The organism is Providencia sp. PROV252, from assembly GCF_033676005.1.
GTDB lineage: Bacteria > Pseudomonadota > Gammaproteobacteria > Enterobacterales > Enterobacteriaceae > Providencia > Providencia vermicola.
In genome coordinates this window covers 4146887-4169108 of sequence record NZ_CP096294.1, presented here as the reverse complement: position 1 = coordinate 4169108, position 22222 = coordinate 4146887, and the positions used below count along the sequence as shown (strand labels likewise).

Sequence of the window (22222 nt, the reverse complement as noted above, 5' to 3'; positions counted from 1 at the left end):
AGCGTGGTAATGTAAGGACGGAGTATGCTGAACAGTATCTGTCTTCGGGTGAGAGATTATCGCACGCTCCCGCGTGTGCTCTTGGCGCTTATCTTTTTTGTTATTATTGGATGTAGTAGCAAAGATTGGCGAAAGAACGAGGTATTTGCCGTTCCTCTTCAACCTTCATTACAGCAAGAAGTGATATTGGCTCGTATGGAACAAATCCTTGCGAGCCGATCTTTAACCGATGATGAGTACGCACAGCTTTTATATGAGCGCGGTGTGTTGTATGATAGTCTCGGTTTAAGGGCGCTGGCACGTAACGATTTTTCGACTGCGTTAGCCATACGTCCTGATATTCCTGAAGTTTTTAATTTTTTAGGGATATATTTTACGCAGGCAGGCAATTATGATGCTGCCTATGAAGCGTTTGATTCTGTTTTAGAGCTTGATCCAACTTACAATTTCGCGCGGATGAATCGTGGCATCGCATTATATTACGGTGAACGGTACAAACTAGCGCAGGATGATCTGCTGGCGTATTATCAGATAGATCCAAATGATCCTTTTCGTACTCTGTGGCTTTATCTCGTCGAGAAAGACATAGACCCGCGTATGGCGCAAGATAATCTTGCTGCCCGCTACAACCAAGCGGAGAAAGGGCAATGGGGCTGGAATATCGTAGAATTCTATCTTGGCAATATCAATGAAAATACATTGATGGCGCGTTTGAAAGAAACATCTACGGATAACACTTCGCTCGCTGAGCATCTCAGTGAAACTAACTTCTATTTAGGTAAACATTACCTAAGTCTGGGGGATAAGGATAGCGCACTTGCGTTATTCAAACTGACGGTAGCTAACAACGCTCACAGCTTTGTTGAACACCGCTATGCATTGTTGGAATTGGCGCTGTTAGGCCAAGAACAAGACGACCTTTTAGAATCGGGCCAGCAATAGCTGACGAACATTTCATTGAAAAATTTTTAAGTCATCATCCCTCGGGGTGAAGGCCTATTTGTTCGTTTAATAAACACAATTTGAGCCAGTTCACATTTTAAATGAAAATGACCGAAATGATTTTCCGATGGTTATGTAAACTGGCTGCCACTATGTATGAGGCACCTTTACATGACTACTGAGACCGATATTTCTTTTGCTGAGTTAGGTTTATCAGCATCTATTTTGACAGCACTGAACGACCTGGGATACGAAAAACCCTCTCCAATCCAGCAACAATGTATTCCATTGTTAATGGATGGCAACGATGTATTAGGTATGGCACAAACGGGTAGTGGTAAAACCGCTGCATTTAGCTTGCCATTACTGCAAAACATTGACCCAGACTTGAAAGCTCCGCAAATTTTAGTGCTTGCACCAACTCGTGAGTTGGCTGTACAAGTTGCTGAAGCAATGAGCGATTTCTCTAAACATATGAACCGCGTGAACGTTGTTGCCCTGTATGGTGGTCAACGTTATGACGTGCAATTACGTGCATTGCGCCAAGGGCCACAAATTGTTGTGGGTACACCAGGTCGTCTGCTTGATCACCTGAAACGTGGCACGTTAGATTTATCTAAATTAAAAGGCTTAGTCTTAGACGAAGCTGATGAAATGCTGCGTATGGGCTTCATTGAAGATGTTGAAAACATCATGAGCCAAATTCCAGCAGAACACCAAACTGCGCTGTTCTCTGCAACAATGCCTGAGCCAATTCGTCGTATTACACGTCGTTTTATGAAAGACCCGAAAGAAATTCGTATTCAGGCTAGCATTACAACTCGTCCAGATATTGCTCAAAGCTATTGGACTGTGTATGGCATGCGTAAAAATGAAGCGTTAGTACGTTTCTTAGAAGCAGAAGACTTTGACGCAGCGATTATTTTCGTGCGTACCAAAAATGCAACATTAGAAGTCGCTGAAGCGTTAGAACGCAATGGCTACAACAGTGCGGCACTAAACGGTGACATGAACCAAGCACTGCGTGAACAAACTTTAGAACGCTTAAAAGATGGCCGTTTGGATATCTTGATCGCGACTGACGTTGCAGCGCGTGGTCTGGACGTTGAGCGTATTAGCTTAGTGGTTAACTACGACATCCCAATGGATGCAGAGTCTTACGTTCACCGCATCGGTCGTACTGGCCGTGCAGGTCGTGCAGGTCGTGCATTACTGTTCGTTGAGAACCGTGAGCGCCGTCTGCTGCGTAACGTTGAACGTACCATGAAGCTGACTATTCCTGAGGTTGAGCTGCCAGATGCTGATCTGCTGAGCCAACGTCGTCAGGCGAAATTCGCTGAGAAAATTCAACAGCAATTAGAAAGCAGTGATTTAGACCAATACCGTTCACTGTTAGCGAAAATGTCTCCATCAGAAGATGTGGATATGGAAACGTTAGCTGCGGCGTTATTGAAGATGGCTCAAGGTGAACGTGCTCTGATCCTGCCACCAGATGCACCGCGTCGTCCACGTCGTGAATTCAATGACCGTGATGACCGCCGTGGTGGTGACCGTCGTGACCGTAATAGCAATGGCAACGGTTTTGACCGTGCAGAGCGTGGCGAACGTGGTGGCCGTCGTGAGCGTCGTGATGTTGGTGACATGGAAATGTACCGTATCGAAGTTGGTCGTGATGATGGTGTGGAAGTTCGTCACATTGTTGGTGCGATTGCTAACGAAGCGGATATCAGCAGCCGTTATATCGGTAATATCAAATTGTACGGAACTCACTCGACAATTGAATTACCAAAAGGTATGCCAACAGATGTGCTAACTCACTTAAGCCGTGCGCGTATTTTGAATAAACCAACGCAAATGCAACTGATCGGTGATGCACAGCCATTCGAACGCCGCGGTGGCGGTGAGCGTCGTGGTGGCCCACGCCGTGAAGGTGGTAGCGAAGGTGGTTTCGGTGCAGGTCGTCGTAATGACCGTGGCGGTGAGCGCCGTGGTGGTGGTGAACGTCGTGGTGGTGGTAACCGTGACCGTGGTAATTCCGCTCCACGCCAAGATGGCCCGAATGCGGCACCTCGTCGTCGTAGCAGCAGTCATAACGCGTAATTGCTAGGTTTTAGGGAAGTTATTCCCTAATAAAATGAAAACCCGCATTTCTTGGAAATGCGGGTTTTTTGTTAGCCATTTTTACCTAAGTATGTAGTAGCGATAAAGCGTTTTTTCTAAATCTTGTGCTGTGCTGATAAAAAGTAGGATAACAACGTGATTTGTTTGCATATCAAATTCATATAAACAACGATACTGGCTAGTTATACCGATTCGCTCCCGAATTAGTAGACCATTATCGGCTAACATTTGATTTGGGCGATAACGCTTAGGATCTTCTGATATTGCTCTAACGGATGATAAAAGTAGCTCATCAACAAACGCGGCTGCTTGAACACTGCTCATAAAATTGATTTTAAACGATTCTACATCCTGTAGTGACCATAATGCAGTTTCTGCGAGGGTGACCGTATAGGGGTGTTCCATCACAATTTCCTTTCATTATTTTCTTGCTGCACGTAATTTTTCTAGCGCTTCTTCTGGTGATAAGGTTCTTTTATTTTTAACATCATCTTTTGCTGCCATCACCAATTTTAGCAGCGCATTTGCTTGGCGCTCTCTTTCCCTTTCTTTTAGCTCTATTTCACGTTCTTCACTTGTTTGGATAAACAGCTCAGATTGCCCATTTTTTGTTACAAAAACGCCGCCCTTAAAGAGCTCAGGGTTACCAAGGCCTTCACGTGCTGCTTTTTGCGACATTGTATTAGACATATTTTGTTCCTATAAATAGTGAACACACAACCCAGAATAACGTATTGTGTATTTTTTGAACTTATATTTCTGATTATAGAAAAAATCAGTTAGATGTACAAATTTATTATTAATTTATACACCAAGTTTGTGCGTAGGAAGTTGAAGCGTCACTCAAACCAACCCCAGCGCTTCTTTTAGCGGCTTTAGGTAGCGGCGGCTGACAGGAATATGTTCACCAGAGCTGAGCACCAACTCGGCTTGCCCGCTATCACCAAACAAAATTTCATTCAGTTGGGTCATATTCACCAAATATTGTCGGTGGCAGCGCACCAGCGGGGTACGCATCTCTAATGTGCGTAGTGTCAGCTCAGTAAAACCTTCTTGTCCTTGTGTGCTCATCACATAAACACCGCTCATACGCGATGTGACATACAAAACTTCATCAAGCTTCATCAAGTAAATACGGCTATGGCCTGTACACGGGATAAATTTCAGCGGCTCATTGTTGCCCAGAAGTTCAAGGTTCTGCTTTTGCTTACCTTGGCGTAAGCGATTTAAGGTTTTTTCGAGTCGTTCAGGTTCAAGGGGTTTTAACAGGTAATCAAACGCATGTTCTTCGAATGCTTGGATGGCAAATTCATTGAAGGCGGTCAGAAATACAATATAAGGGCGGTCTTCGGGATCCAACATGCGCACCATTTCTAAGCCTGTTAGTCGCGGCATTTGGATATCAAGAAAGACCACATCAGGCTTTTTTTTATGAATGATGCCTATTGCCTCGATGGCGTTCGCGCATTCACCAATAATGTCAATATCATCGTGTTCTTCGAGTAAGCAACGGACGTTTTCCCGCGCAAGGGGTTCATCATCAACAATTAATACATTCATAGGGTTACATTATCATTATTAGGGTGCCGCCAAGTACGGCAGACGGATTTTCATTCGGGTAAATTTTTCTGGTTCATGTTCTACGTTAATGCCATATTGTTCGCCATATTTTAAGCGCAGGCGTCTATCGACCAAGCCCATCCCAAGACCATCACTTTGTTTTGCTGGTTTATATAACCCCGCATTGTCCTCTATTTCGATATATACATGTTCACTGCCGATATAGCTGCGTATTGTAATATATCCTGTCTCTAATAACTGTGAGGTGCCGTGTTTAATTGCATTCTCAACAAGGGGTTGCAAGGTAAATGCGGGCAGTTCGACGTGTTTAGCTTCTTCTTGAATTTCAATATGGATTTGCAAGCTATCTTGAAAACGCGCTTTTTCTATCTGCAAATAGGCATTGATATGTTCGATTTCCTCACCCAAGGTAGCGCTTTGTTCTGGACGTTTGAGGTTATTACGGAAAAAGGTCGAAATATATTGAACCAACTGCCCCGCTTGTTGGCTGTCTTTGCGGATCACGGCCTGCAACGTATTGAGTACATTAAACAAAAAGTGAGGATTCACTTGGGCATGGAGTAGTTTCACTTCCGATTGCAGTAGTGACTGTTTATTGCGTTCGTATTGACCCGCTAAGATTTGTGCAGAAAACAAGCTGGCAATACCTTCGCCTAATGTACGGTTAATTGAGCTAAATAAGCTATTTTTGGCCTCATAAAGCTTTATGGTGCCAATGACTCGGTCATTTTCTCCCCGTAAGGGGATGACGAGAGCAGAGCCGAGTTTACACGTTGGGCACAGAGAACACTTATAGGGTGTTTCATTGCCATCAGCATAAACAACTTCGTTATTATCAATGGCTTGTCTGGATTGATTGGATGAGATTGGTGTGCCAGGTCGGTGATGGTCTGCACCGATACCAATAAAGGCGAGTATTTTTTCTCGATCCGTAATTGCAACCGCGCCAATTTCGAGTTCTTGATAAATAATTTTGGCGACCTTCATACTGTTATCTGCATTGAAGCCTTTGCGTAAAATACCCTCAGTGGTTAAGGCGATTTTAAGGGCTTGTGCAGAAAAGGCTGTGGTGTATTTTTCCACAATCGCACGTCTGTCGAGCAGAATACGAATAAACATGGCAGCGCCAATGGTATTCGCGACCAGCATTGGTGCGACAATACTTCTCACCAGTTCAACCGCTTCATCGAAGGGGCGAGCCAATAACAGGATAATGAGCATCTGAAGGACTTCAGCAACAAACGTGGCACAACTGGCGGTAACAGGGTTAAAAATTTTATTAATTTCACCGCGTTTCATATAGTAACGATGCACCAACCCACCAATTAGCCCTTCCACAATCGTCGAAACCATACAGGCAAATGCACTCATTCCCCCTAATGAATAGCGGTGGATCCCACCTGTAAAACCGACAGCAAATCCAACAGCAGGGCCACCAAGTAAGCCGCCTAATACCGCACCAATAGCACGAGTGTTAGCGATGGAGTCATTGATATGCAGGCCGAAATACGTCCCAATAATACAAAACACAGAGAAAATCAGGTAACACATCACCTTATGAGGTAAGCGGATAGTGACCTTTAATAATGGAATGACGAGCGGAGTGCGGCTAAGGGCCCAAGCAATAACCAGATAGACGCACATTTGTTGGAGTAATAGTAAAATTAAATCAAATTCGTACATGCTTGTCATATGCTCGTCATATTTCACATTGTGGGGGTGTTGACTGCGTTCGGCTACTTGGGTCACATACTGATGTATGCTCCCCAAGATATCCTCTCTAGTCGCCTACCCACAATGCGAACTATTTAGAGCATGGCTCGTCGTGTTTCACATTGCGGGGGTGTTGGCCGCACTCGGCTACTTGGGTCACATACTGATGTATGTTCCCCAAGATATCCTCTCTGGTCGCCTACCCACAATGCGAACTATTTAGAGCATGGCTCGTTAAATTTTGCATTGTGGTAAGTGGAGAATTCGGCGATTTCACGACAGACTTTTTAGCGCTGTGTATGAGCGGAATTATTCACTTGGGCTATCTATTTTTAATATTTATTTTCTTCGTAATTATACCGTAAGTCATTGGTTAAGTAATCGACATTTGAATTAGGGTGTTTCATCACTATTTGACATAAGAAAAAAATCGATTCAATATTAGACAAAGACCTGCCTTTTCGTGATCTTGCGCACGAATATATTAACGCTATACCTAATTTTCTTGTCATACTCTAGGGATGATAGTTTCCCCCGTTATTATTTAAGGTTCGCATAAATAATGAAAAAAAGAACAATAGTACTGATTTTGCTGATGCTTATCTTAATTGCAGCAGCGGCGTTGTTTCATTCCCATAATCAATATTTATTGTTACAGGGAGAAGTGGATGCGCCTGAAGTGATTGTGACTTCAAAAGCCAAAGGACGTGTGATGGAACGGCATGTAGAGCGTGGCGATGATGTTAAACAGGGACAATTATTGTTAACCCTTGAAAGCCCTGAACTGCAAGCACAGTATGAAGCTGCCAAAGCAGCAAGAGACCAAGCCAAAGCACAACTTGACCAATCTCTAAATGGGACACGAGCGGAAACTATTCGCGACTTACAAGCATTGTTAGCGCAAGCCAATTCGCAATACCAAAATGCATCCCGGGAATATGCGCGTTTAAGTAATTTAAAAAGCAAAGGCTATGTTTCAGCAAATGAGCTGGATAATGCACGTAAAGCCAAAGAGGTTGCTTTCTCACAAGTCCAAGGGGCAAAAGCCCGTTTAGATGAAGGGCAACATGGGGATCGTATTGAGCAGCGTCACCAATATGAGGCGGCTTTACAGCAAGCAGAGCAAAAACTGGCTGAGATCCAAGTACAAATTGATGATTTACAGGTCAAAGCCCCTGTCGATGGTGAAGTTGGCCCCATTCCTGCCGAAATTGGTGAGTTATTCAATGCGGGGAGCCCGCTGGTATCACTGATCCGCCTACCGCAAGCATATTTTATTTATAATCTGCGCGAAGATATTTTAGTGGGTGTGAAAAAAGGCGATAAAGTTCAGCTCGATATCCCCGCTTTAGGTAATAAAATGGTTGAGGCAGAAATTCGTTATATTGCACCAAAAGGGGATTATGCGACGAAACGAGCGACGCGTGCAACAGGGGATTTTGACTTAAAAACCTTTGAAATTCGTTTATATCCTGTTGAGCCAATCGATGGGTTAAGACCTGGTATGAGTGTGTTATGGCACTGGGATAAGTAAAGGTGTTGCCATGAAATTAAAGTTCGCTTGGCACGGCTTTGAACATGCTTTTAGCCGCGAAACACAAATGGCTATCCGTAGCCCTGTTTTTCATTGGTTGAGCTGGTTGTTCCCGCTGATGTTGTTTACGTTAGTTAGCGCTAACTTTTCTGAGGGAACTTTGATGGATCTGCCTGTTTCGGTGGTGGATGATAACCATAGCCCAGTGTCTCGGCAAATTATTCGCGATCTGAATGCGGGACCTCATGCAGATGTAAAAACGGTGGACGATAACCTCAGTACCTCCATTAAAAGGCTGGGGAGCTCAAAAGACTACGCATTATTGTATATTCCCCATAATTTCGAAGAGGATGTTCTTCGCGGGCGTCAGCCTGAATTACGGATGTATTACAATGCATTATTTTACGCGTCAGGGAGTTACGCTATTCAGGACTTTAGTGGGCTGGTGGCAGAACTCAATGCGAAATACCGTCAAGAAATGGCAAAGTCGATGGGAAAAGCCTTGCCGCCGTTAGCGCAAGTGACACTTTCCTATGACAGCTTGTTCAATCCAAGTGGTAGTTATATTTATTATCAACAGTTTGCCGCGACAATCCATATGCTCCAACTGTTTGTGGTAACGGCGACAATTTACACGATGTCGCGCGGTACGACTTTGCAGAGTGTCAAGCCTTTTGCCACTGCTTTGTTAGGTAAAATGGCACCTTATACGTTATTTTTCAGTACATTATTATCCATTGAACTGGCAGCATTAGTCACAATTTTTGACGCCAAAGTGATAGGGAACCCGCTGTATATGATTGTGGTTGGTTTCTTCTATGTGATAGCGGCGCAAAGTATCGGGTTGTTGCTCTTTAGCTTTACCTCGAGCGCCATCATGGCTTACAGCTTAATCGGGATGCTAGTGAGTATCGCATTAGCTTTCTCTGGGATGGCTGTGCCTGAATTAGCGATGATTTTGCCTGCGCAGATTATTTCGAATATCGAGCCGTTAACTCATACGCTTAATGCCATGTTTGATATTTTCTTACGAGAAATTTCGTTTGGTCGGATAGTCGAAGTCTGTTTGTTTTTACTGATTTACCCTGTTGTTACCGCTTTTTTAGTGCGTAAGCGTTTGGTGAAACGATTGGAAACCCAAGGAGGCGCTGCATAATGACTGTGTATTTTGCGACCTTCCGGAAAGTGTTACTTGGGATGCTAGAAAAACCTATGTGGCTGCTCCTTTTGGTCTCACTGTGTGTGATGAGTTTGGTGTATGCGAGACCCGTATTATGGGACTTACCTGTTGCGGTGATTGATATGGATCACAGCACGGCGAGCCGCGAATTGATCCGTGATTTAGATGCGACCCCTAAAGTGCAGTTGCACGGTTATGATAATCTTGCGCAAGCTCGCCAAGATATGATTGCTCGAAAATTATTTGCGATAATTATCATTCCAACAGATTTTCAACAACATTTATTAAGTGGTAAAAATATTACCGTGCCTGTGTATGGGGATGCAACAAACCGCTTGGCGAGTGGGCAAATTCAGCAGGAGCTTTCTAAGGCGTACCAAACATTGCTTAATGCCTATAACACGCAATTATTAACCAAAGCGGGTTATAGCCAAGAACAAGCCAAGGTCATTATTACCCCTGTGCGTAGTGAAACAGAGCCCTTGTATAACCCAGGTGTTAGCTTTGCGGCGATTGTTTTCCCAGGCTTGTTGGTTATGCTGTTACAACACTCCTTGTTGATTGCTTGCGTGCGAGTCAGTATTGCTGTTCGTTCTACACCTAAAGGAAAACCGCCGTTAGCTGTTTATTTAGGGGCATTATCGGCGTTGATCCCGATTTGGCTGTTTTTATCAACGGTATTTTTTGCCCTTTGGCCATGGGTATTGGGGTTCCGACAAGAAGCGCCACTGTATGTGATTTGGTTGTTTACTTTCCCATTCTTGTTAGCTGTGCTTGGCCTTGGCAAGTTGGTCACGGAATGCTTACGCAGTGTGGAAATGATTTACTTAACATTGGCGTTTATCACTACACCCGTGTTTTATATGTCAGGTACGATTTGGCCGTTACAAGCCATGCCCGATTGGGTGCGAATGATAGCCTCTGCACTGCCGTCTACATGGGCAACAAATGCCATGGCTGGCCTTAACCAAATGGGCTTACCGTTTAGTGATGTACTTATGGATATTGTGATGATGCTGACGCTAGGCGTGATTTATACCGTCATCGGGGTCTTTATTGGTATGCTGCGTGATGGGGAGTTACGTCATATTAGCCATATGTATAACCGCTGGCGCAGGCATCGGCATTAATATTTAATAGTGTTTATGGTTTATTGGAAAAGGTAACTTAGAGAGAGTGTGTGACTAATTTATCGGCAAATGCTATACTAAGCCATAATGTAGCCACAATGTAGCTACATTTAGCATGTGTGAGGTATGATATGTCAACACTATTGAAAACAACTGATGTTCGTAGTCGAATTGATGAACAATTAAAAGCGGAAGCCGCAAGTGTATTACAAGACTGTGGTTTGACTATTAGCGCAGCTATCCGCTTGTTTTTAGAGCAAGTGGTTCAAGAGCAAAGAGTTCCTTTTGAAATCAAGCGTAAACAACCTTCGCTAAAAACGACACTAGCGTTGAAAGAAGCTAAAGTTATTGAGCAGCATTACGATTCAATTAACGAAATGATGGCGGAGTTAAGCAAAGTTGACTCAAAAGCCAAATAATAAGCGAGCTAAGCAACCAAGGCAGGTTGCTTATACACCGACGTTTAAAAAGTCATGGGAACGATATAATCGAGCAGGTCGTAGGGACATGAATGCGGCTATTCTTGTTATGGAACTTCTGTTTTCTCAAAAAATGATACCAAAAGAATATTTTGATCATGAATTAGAAGGTCATGAATGGCAAGGGGCTAGGGAGCTTCATATTGGTGGTGATTTCTTACTGGTTTATCGCTTGTCAGATAAGGGTAATTTAATCACTTTCGTTGATATTGGTTCGCACAGTGAACTATTTGGTTAAGGTAATGAGCCATAGTTCGAGCTCATTACCTATTGTATATCAAGGCACCATCAACAAGCCCGCAATTTGTCGCCAGTAGCCGTTACAGCTCTGGTTTTCAATACGCAATGGCACCATGCCATCTTCATTGGCTTTAAACTGAGTAAGTATATCTAAGGACTCAACGCTTTCAGGGGAAATGCGCACAATATCCACCAAACCTTTCATCGATGCCAACTCATTCCCGAGGTTATAGCAGTCACCACTGAGTGTTTGGATACCATTTAAGGTAAACACTTGTTGTTGCTCTTGGGAAAGCACCTTGCGCCCTTGAGGGTAATTAATACAGCAGGTTTCACAATCATCTTTTTGTTTGTTTTCTGAACGTGCGGTAAAGCAGCGTGCAGAATAGGCAAGGGGAAGATGACCGTAACTCATGACCTCCACCTCGAATTTATGACGAATACCGATTTCTTCACATTGATTGAGTAAGTTAATCAGCCAATCACGGGAGAGCTCAACAGGCATGCACCAACGGGTCATTCCTTGGCGCAGTAGAATATTCAGCGCTTGGGCGTTGTAGCAGTTGAGGCCATGCCCAGCCACAAATGGCAGTTTTCTATCCACTAACATGTTAATCACGCCAAAGTCGTGCGCTTCAAGTAAAAACTCGCCGTTATCGACTAATTTTGTTATTTCTTTTAGTTCTGAAGGTGCTTGCAGTAGAGCAAGGGAGCTCAATACAATCTGCTTGCCACTTTTAGCTAATTGCTGGGCAAGATCTATCCAATCATTGGGTTTCATTTCACGGCGCTTGCTACACACCATTTCACCGAGATAGATAATATCAGCTTCACTTTGCATAGCGAGTTGATAAAAGTCGTTTAATGTCTGTTTTGACCAGTAATAAAGCACTGATCCTAAAGAGTACTGCATGATAGTTTTACCTTTTAATTATTGCCATTTGCGATGATAAGCACCCAATGTGGTTTGACTTCCTTCAGAAAGCTTTCCTAGCGCTTTCATCCATTTAGGATCGGTGACAAAGTTATCGGGGTTGGCTTTATAACGGTCAATGGCTTGGCGCCAAATACGTGCCACTTCAGAAACATAAGCGGGGCTACGTTGGCGACCTTCAATTTTCACGGAGGCAATATTCGCCGCCATTAGCTCAGGTAATAATTCAATCGTATTCAAGCTGGTGGGCTCTTCGAGAACATGGTATTTCTGCTCATCCACCAAATAGCGCCCTTTACACAAAGTGGGGTAACCTGCGTTTTCATCGGCTTTATAGCGGTCGATAAGTACATTATTTAGGCGTGATTCCATGCCATCAGCCGTTTGTTGCCAACGCACAAAGCGGGCAGGGGAACAGGCTCCAACGGTATTTGGGGATTCTCCCGTTAGATAAGAGGATAAATAACAGCGCCCTTCAGCCATAATACACAGGCTGCCAAATGCAAACACTTCGAGGGGAACAGGGCTATTTTTTGCCAGCTGTTTAACTTGATGAATCGAGAGTACGCGAGGCAGCACCACACGGTGAACATCAAAGTTGCGTTGGTAAAAGCGGATCGCTTCGGTGTTGGTTGCAGAGGCTTGAACAGAAACATGTCTTTCAATGTGCGGATATTTAGTGGCGGCGTACTCTAGCATCGCGATATCGGCGATAATCAGGGCATCAGCGCCAAGGTCAGCGGCAAGATCTACCGAATCTTGCCACCTTTGGTAGCCATCTGGGTGAGCAAATGTATTGATGGCGATATGTAGTTTGCGATTGCGGCTGTGAATATAACGTTCTGCTTCATGCAGTTTTTTTTGCGTAAAATTTAAACCTGCAAAATGGCGTGCGTTAGTATCATTTTTTAGCCCGATATACACCGCATCAGCCCCATTATCCACGGCGGCTTTTAAAGCAGGTAAGTTTCCTGCTGGGCAGAGTAATTCCATTGACCTATCCCTGTATAAATTTTGATAGCCGCTATTTTAGTCAAGGGAACTGTTATAGATTTTGATTTAGAGCAGAGAAATTGTTAATGGATGTTTGTATTCGTTAAGCAAATAGCAAAACAGGTAGATAAAAAATAAATATTGGCGAGATGGGCAAAAATTGATATAGGATCAGACTCATGACCCTATTTTTTGGCAAGATACTTATCATAACCCAAATAACGCATCAATAATATCAATGAATGTGATTATTGATTGTTAGAATTTTTTTAAATTGTGTGTATAGACAACATGTTACCCTAATTACTTCGAGCTGCTACTCTGATTAGGTAGTTACACGAAAACGGGCAGACAATGAATACGGGAGTCAGTATTGTGTTAGGTAAAATTCGTTCTCAACTCATCACAAAAGGCCCTTCACTTTTGAAATTGCCTTTAAAAGTGACCCCATTTGCTGTGCAGCGTCAGGTACTTGAACAACTGTTAAGTTGGCAGTTTCGTGAGTCAGTAAAAGAAGGGGAGCTTGATTTTCTAGAAGATAAATGGCTCAAAGTCGAGATCTACGATTTAGCGTTGGTGTGGTTTATCAGCTTGCAAGACGGCCAGCTTGTGGTTAAGAAACATGCAGAAGAAGATGTCAGCGTCAGCGGTAATGCCAATGATTTAGTACTGATCGCGGCTCGCAAAGAAGACCCAGATACATTGTTTTTTCAACGCCGTTTGGTAATTGAAGGGGATACCGAGTTAGGGTTATACGTGAAAAACTTGATGGATGCTTTTGAGCTCGAAAATATGCCAGCGCCATTGCGGTTTGCATTATTGCAACTCGCTGGAGTGATAAAAACGGTACAAGACAACGAGGACGCAGAGCATAAAACGCCTGTGTTGACCTCATGCTAATTCGGGTTGAAATTCCTGTTGATGCCATGGGCATTGATAGATTGCTGCGTGAAACCTTCCCAACTGAAGCGGAAGCTAACCTTGTTCAGCATTTACGTGAAGATGGTTTGCTGACATTGGGGGTTGTTGCCACGAATGATAATGGCGAAGTGATAGGTTATGTTGGTTTCACGCCTGTTGACCTAAATGGTGAAGATGTACAGTGGGTAGGGTTGGCACCTTTAGCTGTTAATAAAGCTCATCAAGGGCAAGGCATTGCAGAGAAACTGGTTTATGAGGGGTTAGATAGCCTGAATGAATTTGGTTATGCTGCAGTCGTTGTGCTTGGCGATGAACGTTACTATTCACGCTTTGGGTTTGTCCCTGCTTCTAAACATCATATTCGTTGCCAATGGCCAGAGCTACAAGCTCACTTTTTAATTTGTGGGTTAGAAAATGGTGGGATAGGCGAGCAGCAAGGTGATGTGGTCTATTCTTCACATTTTGATAATTTGACCTGAGTTAAATAAGCGGTCAAATCGCTGGGCTGGTCGATGACCAGCCTTTCTTTTGTCTTTTTACTCAGTTGCTTCACCTTATATTCCATTTGGGATGCGGCTGAACGCGAACCGATCAGACATGAAAATGCTAATGTTAATGGCATTTTCCCTCTCAATGCTTTTGCCCCCGTTCCTGCTTTGTGTTGCTCAAACCGGCGCTGCACATCCGTCGTGATCCCACAATAAAGTGCGTTATTTTTCTCTCGCACTAGGTAGATATACCAGCTATTTTGCTTTAGCTCGCTTTTTTCTGAGGTGATATTTGTCATTTTGTGCTGCTTTTTTAGTTAAAAACAATGGGTTAAAGACGAATATATTCGTTAAGGGAGTTATTTATAACACATTAATATATAAATAAAAAAGGCAATAAAGTTGTCACAAAGCTGTAACCTCAACATAGGTTATCATTCAGTTTATTTGAACAACTATAGCAAAATATGCTAATTTTCATTCTAATTTAAAGCGCATAATATGATCCATATCACAGGGGGACAGTAAAAACCCCGATTAAAAATCAAGTTTACAAAAAGGAACATACGATGAAAAAATCAACATTATTTGCTGCTGCTTTAGCTTTGGGTGCTGTATCATTTGGTTTAATGGCGGCTGATGAAGTTCAACATTCTAGTCAACCAGCTGCGGGTTATGTCTCAGTTACTGGTGCAGTTAGCGTAAATGACCTGACAGCACAATTAGCCAAAAAAGCTGATGAAGCTGGTGCAACTTCTTTCCGTGTGATTTCTGCTGGCGGTGAGAATTCTATGAGTGGTACTGCAGCTATTTATAAATAATTTTATTCGTCATAATTCACGTTACAGCGTTGTTGGCTACGTTTACTCGCACTAGTCACATACTTATGTATGCTCCTAGCGTCTCGTTCACTTGCCGCCTAGCTGTACCACGAATTATTTAGAATAAATACTCGAATTTAGTTGGCGTATAGACCTAAAAATATTTAGGTTAATATTTCAGCTAGTTAGAGTATAGTAATAGCGAATTTTATGCCTACGTTCAGAACAGTTTAAGCAAGCTTAAGGGGAATCCCCCAAAAGCTTGTTCTGAACGGGTTTATATGGAAACCGCTATGACGCCTGAACAAACTTTAAAACACATCCAACGCTATATTGCCCGCCAACACGTTTTCTCTCTTTTTACTCATCATAACAATGATATTTGGCCTGCCAGTTGTTACTATGCATTTGATGCGAAAACGATGTGTCTGATTTTAATGACAGACCCGAATTCAAGGCATGGGCAATTGATGGTGGCTAACCCGCAAGTTGCTGGCACAATATCAGCGCAGACCAAAGCTGTTAATGCAATACAAGGTATTCAATTTACAGGTGAAATTAAAATATTAGAAGGTGAGGAAGAACGGCTTGCCCGCGGTTTTTACTGGCGTCGTTTCCCTGTGGCATTAGTAGCGAAACTGCCTGTTTGGCAGCTTCACTTGCAGAATATTAAAATGGTCGATAATAAATTAGGTTTTGGCACCAAGCTATATTGGGAACAGCAAATTTAACGTAGTTTGTGGATCACCTGATTTGAACTGCCGCGCCAAATTAAGCGCGGGTCATGTAAATCCTGCTCAAATTTACCGTCAATCACGGTATTAACTAAACTCACCACTTTTTGTTGTTCAAGCGTCAAATCACTCAATATGTATCCTGTCCATAACCAAATATCTTTATCTGGGCAAACCGTTTTCACTCGCTTCACTAACTTGAGCACCGCTGGCAAATTAGCTGGGTGCAGAGGGTCTCCGCCAGAAAGGGAGAGCCCTTGTCGGCGGATGCGGGAATCTTGCAAATCTTGAATGATTTGGTCTTCCATTTCTTGAGTGAATGGCACACCTGAATCCACTCGCCACGTACTTTGATTGTAGCAACCGCGGCACTGGTGGACGCACCCCGCGACAAACAGTGTGCAGCGGGTACCAGGGCCATTAACCACATCAACAGGGTAATATTGGTGATAATTCATACCATTAACCTATTTGACCATTGCCTAAATGCTTGATACGGCGCTTTACTTCTTCTTGTTTACCTGCATTAAACGGGCGTGCATCTGGGCTACCTAAATAACCACATACACGGCGGATCACTGAAACGCGGTTGGTGTCATGGTTACCGCAAGCTGGGCAGGTAAACCCTTTGCTGGTACAAGAAAACTCGCCAGAAAAGCCACATTCATAACATTCATCTATCGGTGTGTTGGTGCCATAATAAGGAACGTGTTGATAGCTATAATCCCACACGTCTTCTAGCGCTCTGACATTATGTTGCAAGTTCGGGTATTCGCCGTAACAGATAAAACCGCCATTCGCGATTGCAGGGTACGGCGCTTCAAAGTCAATTTTGTCGTACGGATTGACTTGTTTTTCAACATCTAAATGGAAGCTATTGGTGTAGTAGCCTTTATCTGTGACGCCATTAATGACGCCGAATTCCGCGGTATCGATGCGGCAAAAACGGTCACACAAGTTTTCGCTCGGCGTGCTATATAAGCTGAAGCCGTAGCCTGTTTGTGCTTTCCACTCATCGGTTGCTTGGCGTAAGCGAGCGACAATAGCGACTGCTTTTTCACGTAACTTTTCGTTGTCATACACGTGGGTTTCTGAACCGAATAGTGCATTGATCGTTTCATGTAACCCAATGTAGCCTAAGGAAATTGATGCTCGACCATTTTTGAAAATCTCAGCGACATTGTCGTCTGCTTTTAATCTTACACCACACGCACCTTCCATATATAGGATAGGAGCTACGCGGGCTTTTACGGTTTCTAAGCGGGCAATGCGTGTCATTAAGGCTTTTTTCGCGATAGCGAGGCGCTCATCTAAGAGTGCCCAGAATGCATCTTCACTACCTTGTGCTTCAATAGCGATACGCGGTAAGTTCAGGCTAATGACACCTAAATTGTTGCGGCCATCATGAATTTGTTCGCCATTTTCTTCATAAATCCCTAAAAAGCTACGGCAACCCATTGGCGTTTTAAATGAGCCAGTGACATCAACAACACGATCATAATTGAGAATATCGGGGTACATGCGCTTGCTGGCGCACTCTAATGCTAATTGCTTAATATCGTAATTTGGATCGCTAAGTTTGTGGTTTAGGCCATCTTTGATAGCGAAAACCAGTTTAGGGAACACGGCGGTTTTGCGGTTTTTACCTAGGCCCGCAATACGGTTTTTTAGAATAGATTGCTGAATTAAACGCGCTTCTTTTGACGTACCCAACCCAAAGCCAAATGTAACGAATGGCGTTTGGCCATTAGCAGTATGTAGCGTATTCACTTCATACTCTAAAGACTGGAATGCATCGTAGCATTCTTTATCGGTACGGCTTTGCGCGTAACCTTCGGCATCTGCAATTCCCCACTCTTGTGCGACTTCTAAGTGTTTTTGGTAACTGATCGCCACATAAGGGGCTAAAATTTCATCAATTCGATTGATGGTTGTACCGCCATAAATATGGCTAGCAACTTGAGCAATAATTTGTGCTGTTACCGCTGTTGCAGTTGAAATAGATTTAGGAGGCTCAATTTCTGCATTTCCCATCTTAAATCCATCAGTTAACATACCTTTTAGGTCAATAAGCATACAGTTAAACATGGGGAAAAATGGCGCATAATCGAGGTCATGGTAGTGAATTTCGCCTCTTTCATGAGCTAGAACGACATCGCGAGGTAAAATATGCTGTTTGGCGTAATGCTTTGCCACAATCCCTGCGAGTAAGTCTCGTTGAGTTGGGATCACTTTACTGTCTTTATTGGCATTTTCGTTGAGCAAGGAAACATTACTTTGTTCAATCAATCCGCGAATATCATGGGTTAGTTGACTGCGTTTTTCACGCTCACTGTCCCTATCATGGCGATATTCGATGTAGGCACGGGCTAAATCTTTGTATGGCCCTGCCATCAGTTGGTTTTCGACAGCGTCTTGGATCTCCCCAATATCCACTTGGCTACGGTTGCAAAGTTGCTCAGTGACGATAGAGGCAACTTGAAGACAATAATCGTCATCCTTAACATCCACCGCAGCGGCAGCGCGCTTTACGGCTTCTTGAATCCTCGGAAGGTCAAAATTGACCTGACAACCATCTCTTTTAATGACAACCGTTCCCACTGTCTCTCTCCTTTTTAAGTTATCCACAGTGATAACGGCGTTATCCGTTATCTTCCTACTGAGCGTTTTTCTGTGGATAAAATGTGAATAAATACTACATATTGTGTCTATGTTGGTAATTAAAGCACAATATATAGGTTATTGCTTTTTTTTAGCTGACATTAGTTTGATCCAAAACAAAGAAAATAATTAAGTACCTGAATATCCAAAGCGGCGCTGAAAATAAATAATTTTATGGGTAATAAAAAAGTTTCACTTAAGTTTCGATGCGGTTAATGGATGTGACGCAGTATTTGAGAAAGGCAATAAGCAGGAATAAGGGGATTGGGGAGAACAACACCCCACAGATATCATGGGGTGTCTATATTGAATTAAGCGTTATTTGCGAACGGCAATGGCTTCAATTTCAATTTTCACGTCTTTTGGCAGACGAGCAACTTCAACACAAGAACGTGCTGGGAATGGTGCGTTGTGTTGTTTGAAGAATTCTTCATAGGTTGCATTGACTGTTGCAAAGTCATTTAAGTCTTTAACGAATACAGTGGTTTTAACGATATCTGCTGCGGTTAAGCCTGCTTTTTCTAAGATTGCTTTGACGTTAGCCAGTGATTGGCGAGTCTGTGCAGCGATATCTTCAGGCACTTCCCCTGTTTTTGGATCAACAGGGATTTGGCCTGAAGTGATAACCATGCTACCCAAATCAACGCCTTGAACGTATGGGCCAATGGCTGCGGGTGCGTTTTCTGTATTGATTTCGTATGACATAATTACTCCGTTTCATCACGTAAGAGAAGCGACTCACCTAATATAACCTAGGCTGAGCCACATTTTTATGGCTATTAGGCGCTATTAAAACACGGATTGCGCCCAGACAACACCGAAGTCTACGCTGAAATAACCTATTGATTATTGATCACGGCGTCTCTATCGAACTCTTTTTCACAGAAACGGCAAGTCAGAGCGACTTCTTTGCCCACTTTTTTCACGCGGAAACTGCTTGAAACGGGTTCATTGTGGCTAATGCAGTTGCTATTTGGGCATACCAGTACGTTATCAATATGCTCTGGCAACGTTAATTCTAATTTTTCAACAACTTGGTAATCTTCAATACGGTTTACGGTCGCTTCAGGCGCGTACATCGCCAGTTGGTTGGCTTGTTCAGGGGTTAAAAAGGTATTCTCAATTTTGATAATATCTTTTTTACCCAGATTACTAGAGGGTAAATTTAGCCCAATAGTTATGCGCTCATCTGTTTTGGTCAATTTAAATAATTTCAGTAGCTTAAAACCAATTTGAGCAGGAATATGGTCGATAACCGTACCGTGGCTAATGGCTTCAACTTGTAGTTTATGGTCGTGTGTCATGGTGTTGTCCTCCTCAGATAGCCAATTCTTTATTTAAAACCAGTGATAGCAACGCTTGGCGTGCATAGATGCCGTTACCTGCTTGCTGGAAGTAATACGCATAAGGGGTGCTATCAACATCGACTGTGATTTCATCGATACGTGGTAGTGGGTGCAAGACTTTTAGATTCGATTTTGCCGAGTGCAGGTCTTCAGCACGCAAGATAAATTGCGCTTTTACATTGGCATATTCAGATGGGTCGAGGCGCTCTTTTTGGACGCGAGTCATATACAGAATATCTAACTCTGGCATGACTTCATCAATGTTATTGTGCAGGCTGTAAGTCGCCCCTTTTTCTTCCAAAATATGCAAGATATGGTTTGGCATGGATAGTGCTTCTGGTGCGATAAAGTAGAAGTGATTGCCTTCAAACTTAGATAAAGCCTGCGTCAGTGAGTGTACTGTTCTGCCATATTTTAGGTCACCGACCATTGCCACTTGTAAGTTTTCTAAGCGGCCTTGTGTTTCTTGGATAGTAAATAAATCCAGTAGCGTTTGTGTGGGGTGCTGGTTAGAACCATCGCCCGCATTGATAACAGGGATTTTGCCAGCAAACTGGCTAGCTAAACGTGCCGCACCTTCTTGAGGATGACGCATCACGATTGCATCAACATATTGGCTGATAACCGAAATCGTATCCGCTAACGTTTCGCCTTTTTTCCCCAACGATGTATTTGTGCTATCAGAGAACCCTACGACTGAAGCACCTAAGCGGTGGATCGCCGTTTCAAATGATAAACGGGTCCTCGTTGATGCTTCAAAGAAACAACTCGCAACGACTTTATGTTTTAGAAATTCAGGTTGTGGCTGTTTTTTTAATGACGCAGCCACGTTGAGCACAAGCTCAAGGTCTGAGCGGTCTAAATCGTTAATCGAAATAATATCGCGAAGATATAAAGGATTCGGCATGGTTGTTCTCCTTTGTCAGCAAGACATGTTAGGTCTATAGGCCAAAAAAAAGCCCCTCAATGAGGGGCTTTTTTATGAATACGGAGGGGAAAAACAGGCTGTCCAGACCGCTCGAAGGCAGTGCGTTGGAGGTGTTCTGTGTAAAAAATACAACAGCAGCGTTCATGGTTTCTCCCGACAAATTGTGGCGCATTATACGCATGTCTCTCGCTGACGCAAGCGTTTGCATAAAGAAAAATAAATTTTTTTTATTTTTTGTTTTTAGATTGAAAATTAAGCAAGCAGATAAAAAATTAAAAATCAGCAAGATGGAAAAATTTCCACCGTCGTTATAGTCGGGGAATTATTTATGGGTAATCTATCGCCAAATTTCCTGCGAGGTTAAACGAGTGTTCGCCATAATCTCCAACAGTATTTGGAGCGATTCTCACGAGTGCTGCATCGAGATAATAAATTTTTTGGTTTTGAGTCATCGTAATAGCAACGCTTTTATTTGGTAGGATTGCCTCTCCCTGCCAACTCAGTTTGACGGCGTGCGCTTTACTCGAAGTTTGGAATAGCTGACTAGAATGGACACTTGCAGGGGCTGTAAATGATAACTGCGCACTCACTGTTGTTCTGCAGTCAATCGAAAGCGGAATTTTGTGTGTTCCAGTTTCTTGCCCCATTTTTTTAGAGGAAATAGGCCCATGAGTAAAGTTTGAAAAAGAAGAGTTATCGGTAATTTGACACAATAATGGGGCATTTGAAAATGTTCCATTAATACGGATAGGCATATTTTGTGTTGCAGATAAAGAGTAAGGTGTAATACCGAATAATAATATAGATGGAATAAATATTTTTAATTTAATGGCATGCATTATAAATATCTCAAATAAAATAAGCGTTATTACTCATTTATTAGTATCAAACATTTTGAACTGAGTGATAATGTTACTCAGTTCAAAATGTAGAGATGATATATTACTGGTAAGTAATAGCTAAATTACCGATGATATCAAAAGTATGGTTACCAAAATCATTTGGACTGTTGGCGGATAAGCGTTTCATACTTGTCTGGAAAGTAATATGGTTAGTACCTTGACTAATTTTAATATCATTAGACTGACCAGGTTTTACTTCAGTGCTGTTGTATTTTAATTTAACACCAAAAGCATCACTCGATGTTTTAAATACATCAGGTGCATTTGGTGCATTATTGGCACTGAACGTTAACTTTGCGTTGGCAGGAAATTCGCAGGTAAAGTTTAAATATCCTGAGCTTCTGTAGGATGTTTCATCACCCACTTTTTCTAGCGTGTTAATCGCGCCGAAAGCCGTGGTACTTTCAAGCTTAGCATCAGTACAAGGTTGGGTAACATTAGAGAATGTGCCTTTAATATTAATTGGCATATTTTGAACAGCGGATAGAGCAGGTAAAGAGACACAGACAAGCAATGCTAAACCACTTTTTTTTAGCAAGTTCATGAAAAAATTCCTTTTAATTAATATTAAGAT

The 22222-nt window shown here is 42.8% G+C and carries 26 protein-coding genes; 12 read left to right on the top strand and 14 right to left on the bottom strand.

The window, feature by feature from the left end; all coding sequences use genetic code 11:
- Positions 1-24 precede the first annotated feature (24 nt).
- Together nlpI and M1F05_RS19220 are read left to right on the top strand one after the other, a co-directional pair.
- Positions 25-942, top strand: a complete 918-nt coding sequence (nlpI, locus tag M1F05_RS19225) for a lipoprotein NlpI (protein ID WP_241016799.1) — start codon at positions 25-27, stop codon at positions 940-942.
- Positions 943-1113: 171 nt separating this feature from the next.
- Complete coding sequence (locus tag M1F05_RS19220; protein WP_206083237.1) at positions 1114-3042, top strand: DEAD/DEAH family ATP-dependent RNA helicase; 1929 nt, start codon at positions 1114-1116, stop codon at positions 3040-3042.
- Positions 3043-3123: 81 nt separating this feature from the next.
- Here M1F05_RS19220 and M1F05_RS19215 read toward each other — a convergent pair whose 3' ends face one another.
- From M1F05_RS19215 to M1F05_RS19200, 4 genes are all read right to left on the bottom strand, one after another.
- On the bottom strand, positions 3124-3468 hold the full coding sequence (locus tag M1F05_RS19215) for a type II toxin-antitoxin system RelE/ParE family toxin (RefSeq protein ID WP_206083239.1): 345 nt from the start codon (positions 3466-3468) through the stop codon (positions 3124-3126).
- Between the two features lie 15 nt (positions 3469-3483).
- Entirely contained in the window at positions 3484-3753 is a 270-nt protein-coding gene (locus tag M1F05_RS19210; RefSeq protein ID WP_094961647.1) for a hypothetical protein, read from the bottom strand.
- 153 nt (positions 3754-3906) lie between these two features.
- The gene (gene btsR / locus M1F05_RS19205; protein ID WP_206083240.1) at positions 3907-4623 is read right to left on the bottom strand and encodes a two-component system response regulator BtsR; all 717 of its coding nucleotides are present in this window, start codon (positions 4621-4623) and stop codon (positions 3907-3909) included.
- An 18-nt stretch (positions 4624-4641) separates the two neighbouring features.
- The gene (locus M1F05_RS19200; protein ID WP_206083781.1) at positions 4642-6327 is read right to left on the bottom strand and encodes a sensor histidine kinase; all 1686 of its coding nucleotides are present in this window, start codon (positions 6325-6327) and stop codon (positions 4642-4644) included.
- A gap of 592 nt (positions 6328-6919) precedes the next feature.
- Here M1F05_RS19200 and M1F05_RS19195 point away from each other — a divergent pair.
- The 5 genes from M1F05_RS19195 to M1F05_RS19175 all read left to right on the top strand — a co-directional run bounded on the left by M1F05_RS19195 (position 6920) and on the right by M1F05_RS19175 (position 10918).
- Entirely contained in the window at positions 6920-7891 is a 972-nt protein-coding gene (locus tag M1F05_RS19195) for an HlyD family secretion protein (RefSeq protein ID WP_318825901.1), read from the top strand.
- Positions 7892-7901: 10 nt separating this feature from the next.
- Entirely contained in the window at positions 7902-9047 is a 1146-nt protein-coding gene (locus M1F05_RS19190; protein ID WP_206083244.1) for an ABC transporter permease, read from the top strand.
- Positions 9047-10201, top strand: coding sequence for an ABC transporter permease (locus tag M1F05_RS19185; protein ID WP_206083246.1), 1155 nt, complete (start codon positions 9047-9049; stop codon positions 10199-10201). The genes M1F05_RS19190 and M1F05_RS19185 overlap by 1 nt, the downstream gene beginning before the upstream one ends.
- Positions 10202-10332: 131 nt before the next feature.
- Positions 10333-10620: a type II toxin-antitoxin system RelB/DinJ family antitoxin gene (locus M1F05_RS19180; protein WP_206083248.1), complete on the top strand. Its 288-nt coding sequence runs from the start codon at positions 10333-10335 to the stop codon at positions 10618-10620.
- Positions 10601-10918 carry a type II toxin-antitoxin system YafQ family toxin gene (locus M1F05_RS19175; protein ID WP_206083250.1) on the top strand — a complete coding sequence of 106 codons (318 nt, stop codon included), beginning with the start codon at positions 10601-10603 and terminating at the stop codon, positions 10916-10918. Before M1F05_RS19180 ends, M1F05_RS19175 begins: the two co-directional genes overlap by 20 nt.
- Positions 10919-10957: 39 nt before the next feature.
- Here the strand turns inward: M1F05_RS19175 and M1F05_RS19170 are convergent, their stop codons facing one another.
- Both M1F05_RS19170 and ubiU read right to left on the bottom strand, forming a co-directional pair.
- Positions 10958-11833, bottom strand: a complete 876-nt coding sequence (locus tag M1F05_RS19170) for a U32 family peptidase (RefSeq protein WP_206083252.1) — start codon at positions 11831-11833, stop codon at positions 10958-10960.
- An 18-nt stretch (positions 11834-11851) separates the two neighbouring features.
- Positions 11852-12847, bottom strand: coding sequence for a ubiquinone anaerobic biosynthesis protein UbiU (ubiU, locus tag M1F05_RS19165; protein ID WP_206083254.1), 996 nt, complete (start codon positions 12845-12847; stop codon positions 11852-11854).
- Positions 12848-13222: 375 nt separating this feature from the next.
- Between ubiU and ubiT the strand changes: the two genes are divergently transcribed.
- A complete protein-coding gene (gene ubiT / locus M1F05_RS19160) occupies positions 13223-13747 on the top strand; it encodes a ubiquinone anaerobic biosynthesis accessory factor UbiT (protein ID WP_206083782.1) in 525 nt (174 codons plus the stop codon).
- The gene (locus tag M1F05_RS19155) at positions 13741-14247 is read left to right on the top strand and encodes a GNAT family N-acetyltransferase (RefSeq protein WP_206083256.1); all 507 of its coding nucleotides are present in this window, start codon (positions 13741-13743) and stop codon (positions 14245-14247) included. The genes ubiT and M1F05_RS19155 overlap by 7 nt, the downstream gene beginning before the upstream one ends.
- Here M1F05_RS19155 and M1F05_RS19150 read toward each other — a convergent pair.
- The gene (locus tag M1F05_RS19150) at positions 14217-14555 is read right to left on the bottom strand and encodes a GIY-YIG nuclease family protein (protein WP_206083258.1); all 339 of its coding nucleotides are present in this window, start codon (positions 14553-14555) and stop codon (positions 14217-14219) included. The genes M1F05_RS19155 and M1F05_RS19150 overlap by 31 nt on opposite strands.
- A gap of 270 nt (positions 14556-14825) precedes the next feature.
- Here M1F05_RS19150 and M1F05_RS19145 point away from each other — a divergent pair, with 270 nt between their 5' ends.
- A complete protein-coding gene (locus M1F05_RS19145) occupies positions 14826-15077 on the top strand; it encodes a DUF1471 domain-containing protein (RefSeq protein ID WP_318825900.1) in 252 nt (83 codons plus the stop codon).
- Between the two features lie 293 nt (positions 15078-15370).
- Positions 15371-15808 (top strand): YhbP family protein, encoded by a 438-nt coding sequence (locus M1F05_RS19140; protein WP_241016800.1) that lies wholly within the window; start codon positions 15371-15373, stop codon positions 15806-15808.
- Here M1F05_RS19140 and nrdG read toward each other — a convergent pair.
- From nrdG to pyrB, 5 genes are all read right to left on the bottom strand, one after another.
- A complete protein-coding gene (gene nrdG / locus M1F05_RS19135; protein WP_206083260.1) occupies positions 15805-16269 on the bottom strand; it encodes an anaerobic ribonucleoside-triphosphate reductase-activating protein in 465 nt (154 codons plus the stop codon). The two genes, M1F05_RS19140 and nrdG, sit on opposite strands and share 4 nt — an antisense overlap.
- Positions 16270-16273: 4 nt before the next feature.
- A complete protein-coding gene (gene nrdD, locus M1F05_RS19130; RefSeq protein ID WP_206083261.1) occupies positions 16274-18412 on the bottom strand; it encodes an anaerobic ribonucleoside-triphosphate reductase in 2139 nt (712 codons plus the stop codon).
- Positions 18413-18790: 378 nt separating this feature from the next.
- A complete protein-coding gene (gene ridA, locus M1F05_RS19125; protein ID WP_206083262.1) occupies positions 18791-19177 on the bottom strand; it encodes a RidA family protein in 387 nt (128 codons plus the stop codon).
- Positions 19178-19311: 134 nt separating this feature from the next.
- Positions 19312-19776, bottom strand: a complete 465-nt coding sequence (gene pyrI / locus M1F05_RS19120) for an aspartate carbamoyltransferase regulatory subunit (protein WP_206083263.1) — start codon at positions 19774-19776, stop codon at positions 19312-19314.
- Positions 19777-19789: 13 nt separating this feature from the next.
- A complete protein-coding gene (pyrB, locus tag M1F05_RS19115; protein ID WP_206083264.1) occupies positions 19790-20725 on the bottom strand; it encodes an aspartate carbamoyltransferase in 936 nt (311 codons plus the stop codon).
- Positions 20726-20799: 74 nt separating this feature from the next.
- Here pyrB and M1F05_RS19110 point away from each other — a divergent pair, with 74 nt between their 5' ends.
- A complete protein-coding gene (locus M1F05_RS19110) occupies positions 20800-21060 on the top strand; it encodes a hypothetical protein (protein WP_206083266.1) in 261 nt (86 codons plus the stop codon).
- A 12-nt stretch (positions 21061-21072) separates the two neighbouring features.
- Here the strand turns inward: M1F05_RS19110 and M1F05_RS19105 are convergent, their stop codons facing one another.
- Entirely contained in the window at positions 21073-21585 is a 513-nt protein-coding gene (locus M1F05_RS19105) for a hypothetical protein (RefSeq protein ID WP_206083268.1), read from the bottom strand.
- Positions 21586-21688: 103 nt separating this feature from the next.
- Positions 21689-22192, bottom strand: coding sequence for a fimbrial protein (locus tag M1F05_RS19100; protein ID WP_206083270.1), 504 nt, complete (start codon positions 22190-22192; stop codon positions 21689-21691).
- Positions 22193-22222: the final 30 nt, after the last annotated feature.

Coding starts and splice junctions, on each gene's coding strand:
- M1F05_RS19110 (WP_206083266.1), top strand. CDS start 20,800: ATGAATACGGAGGGGAAAAACAGGCTGTCCAGACCGCTCGAAGGCAGT.
- nrdG (WP_206083260.1), bottom strand. CDS start 16,269: ATGAATTATCACCAATATTACCCTGTTGATGTGGTTAATGGCCCTGGT.
- M1F05_RS19145 (WP_318825900.1), top strand. CDS start 14,826: ATGAAAAAATCAACATTATTTGCTGCTGCTTTAGCTTTGGGTGCTGTA.
- btsR (WP_206083240.1), bottom strand. CDS start 4,623: ATGAATGTATTAATTGTTGATGATGAACCCCTTGCGCGGGAAAACGTC.
- M1F05_RS19210 (WP_094961647.1), bottom strand. CDS start 3,753: ATGTCTAATACAATGTCGCAAAAAGCAGCACGTGAAGGCCTTGGTAAC.
- M1F05_RS19215 (WP_206083239.1), bottom strand. CDS start 3,468: ATGGAACACCCCTATACGGTCACCCTCGCAGAAACTGCATTATGGTCA.
- pyrB (WP_206083264.1), bottom strand. CDS start 20,725: ATGCCGAATCCTTTATATCTTCGCGATATTATTTCGATTAACGATTTA.
- ridA (WP_206083262.1), bottom strand. CDS start 19,177: ATGTCATACGAAATCAATACAGAAAACGCACCCGCAGCCATTGGCCCA.
- M1F05_RS19220 (WP_206083237.1), top strand. CDS start 1,114: ATGACTACTGAGACCGATATTTCTTTTGCTGAGTTAGGTTTATCAGCA.
- M1F05_RS19100 (WP_206083270.1), bottom strand. CDS start 22,192: ATGAACTTGCTAAAAAAAAGTGGTTTAGCATTGCTTGTCTGTGTCTCT.
- M1F05_RS19155 (WP_206083256.1), top strand. CDS start 13,741: ATGCTAATTCGGGTTGAAATTCCTGTTGATGCCATGGGCATTGATAGA.
- M1F05_RS19190 (WP_206083244.1), top strand. CDS start 7,902: ATGAAATTAAAGTTCGCTTGGCACGGCTTTGAACATGCTTTTAGCCGC.
- M1F05_RS19195 (WP_318825901.1), top strand. CDS start 6,920: ATGAAAAAAAGAACAATAGTACTGATTTTGCTGATGCTTATCTTAATT.
- pyrI (WP_206083263.1), bottom strand. CDS start 19,776: ATGACACACGACCATAAACTACAAGTTGAAGCCATTAGCCACGGTACG.
- M1F05_RS19150 (WP_206083258.1), bottom strand. CDS start 14,555: ATGACAAATATCACCTCAGAAAAAAGCGAGCTAAAGCAAAATAGCTGG.
- M1F05_RS19185 (WP_206083246.1), top strand. CDS start 9,047: ATGACTGTGTATTTTGCGACCTTCCGGAAAGTGTTACTTGGGATGCTA.
- M1F05_RS19180 (WP_206083248.1), top strand. CDS start 10,333: ATGTCAACACTATTGAAAACAACTGATGTTCGTAGTCGAATTGATGAA.
- M1F05_RS19170 (WP_206083252.1), bottom strand. CDS start 11,833: ATGCAGTACTCTTTAGGATCAGTGCTTTATTACTGGTCAAAACAGACA.
- ubiU (WP_206083254.1), bottom strand. CDS start 12,847: ATGGAATTACTCTGCCCAGCAGGAAACTTACCTGCTTTAAAAGCCGCC.
- M1F05_RS19200 (WP_206083781.1), bottom strand. CDS start 6,327: ATGTACGAATTTGATTTAATTTTACTATTACTCCAACAAATGTGCGTC.
- nlpI (WP_241016799.1), top strand. CDS start 25: ATGCTGAACAGTATCTGTCTTCGGGTGAGAGATTATCGCACGCTCCCG.
- M1F05_RS19105 (WP_206083268.1), bottom strand. CDS start 21,585: ATGCATGCCATTAAATTAAAAATATTTATTCCATCTATATTATTATTC.
- M1F05_RS19140 (WP_241016800.1), top strand. CDS start 15,371: ATGACGCCTGAACAAACTTTAAAACACATCCAACGCTATATTGCCCGC.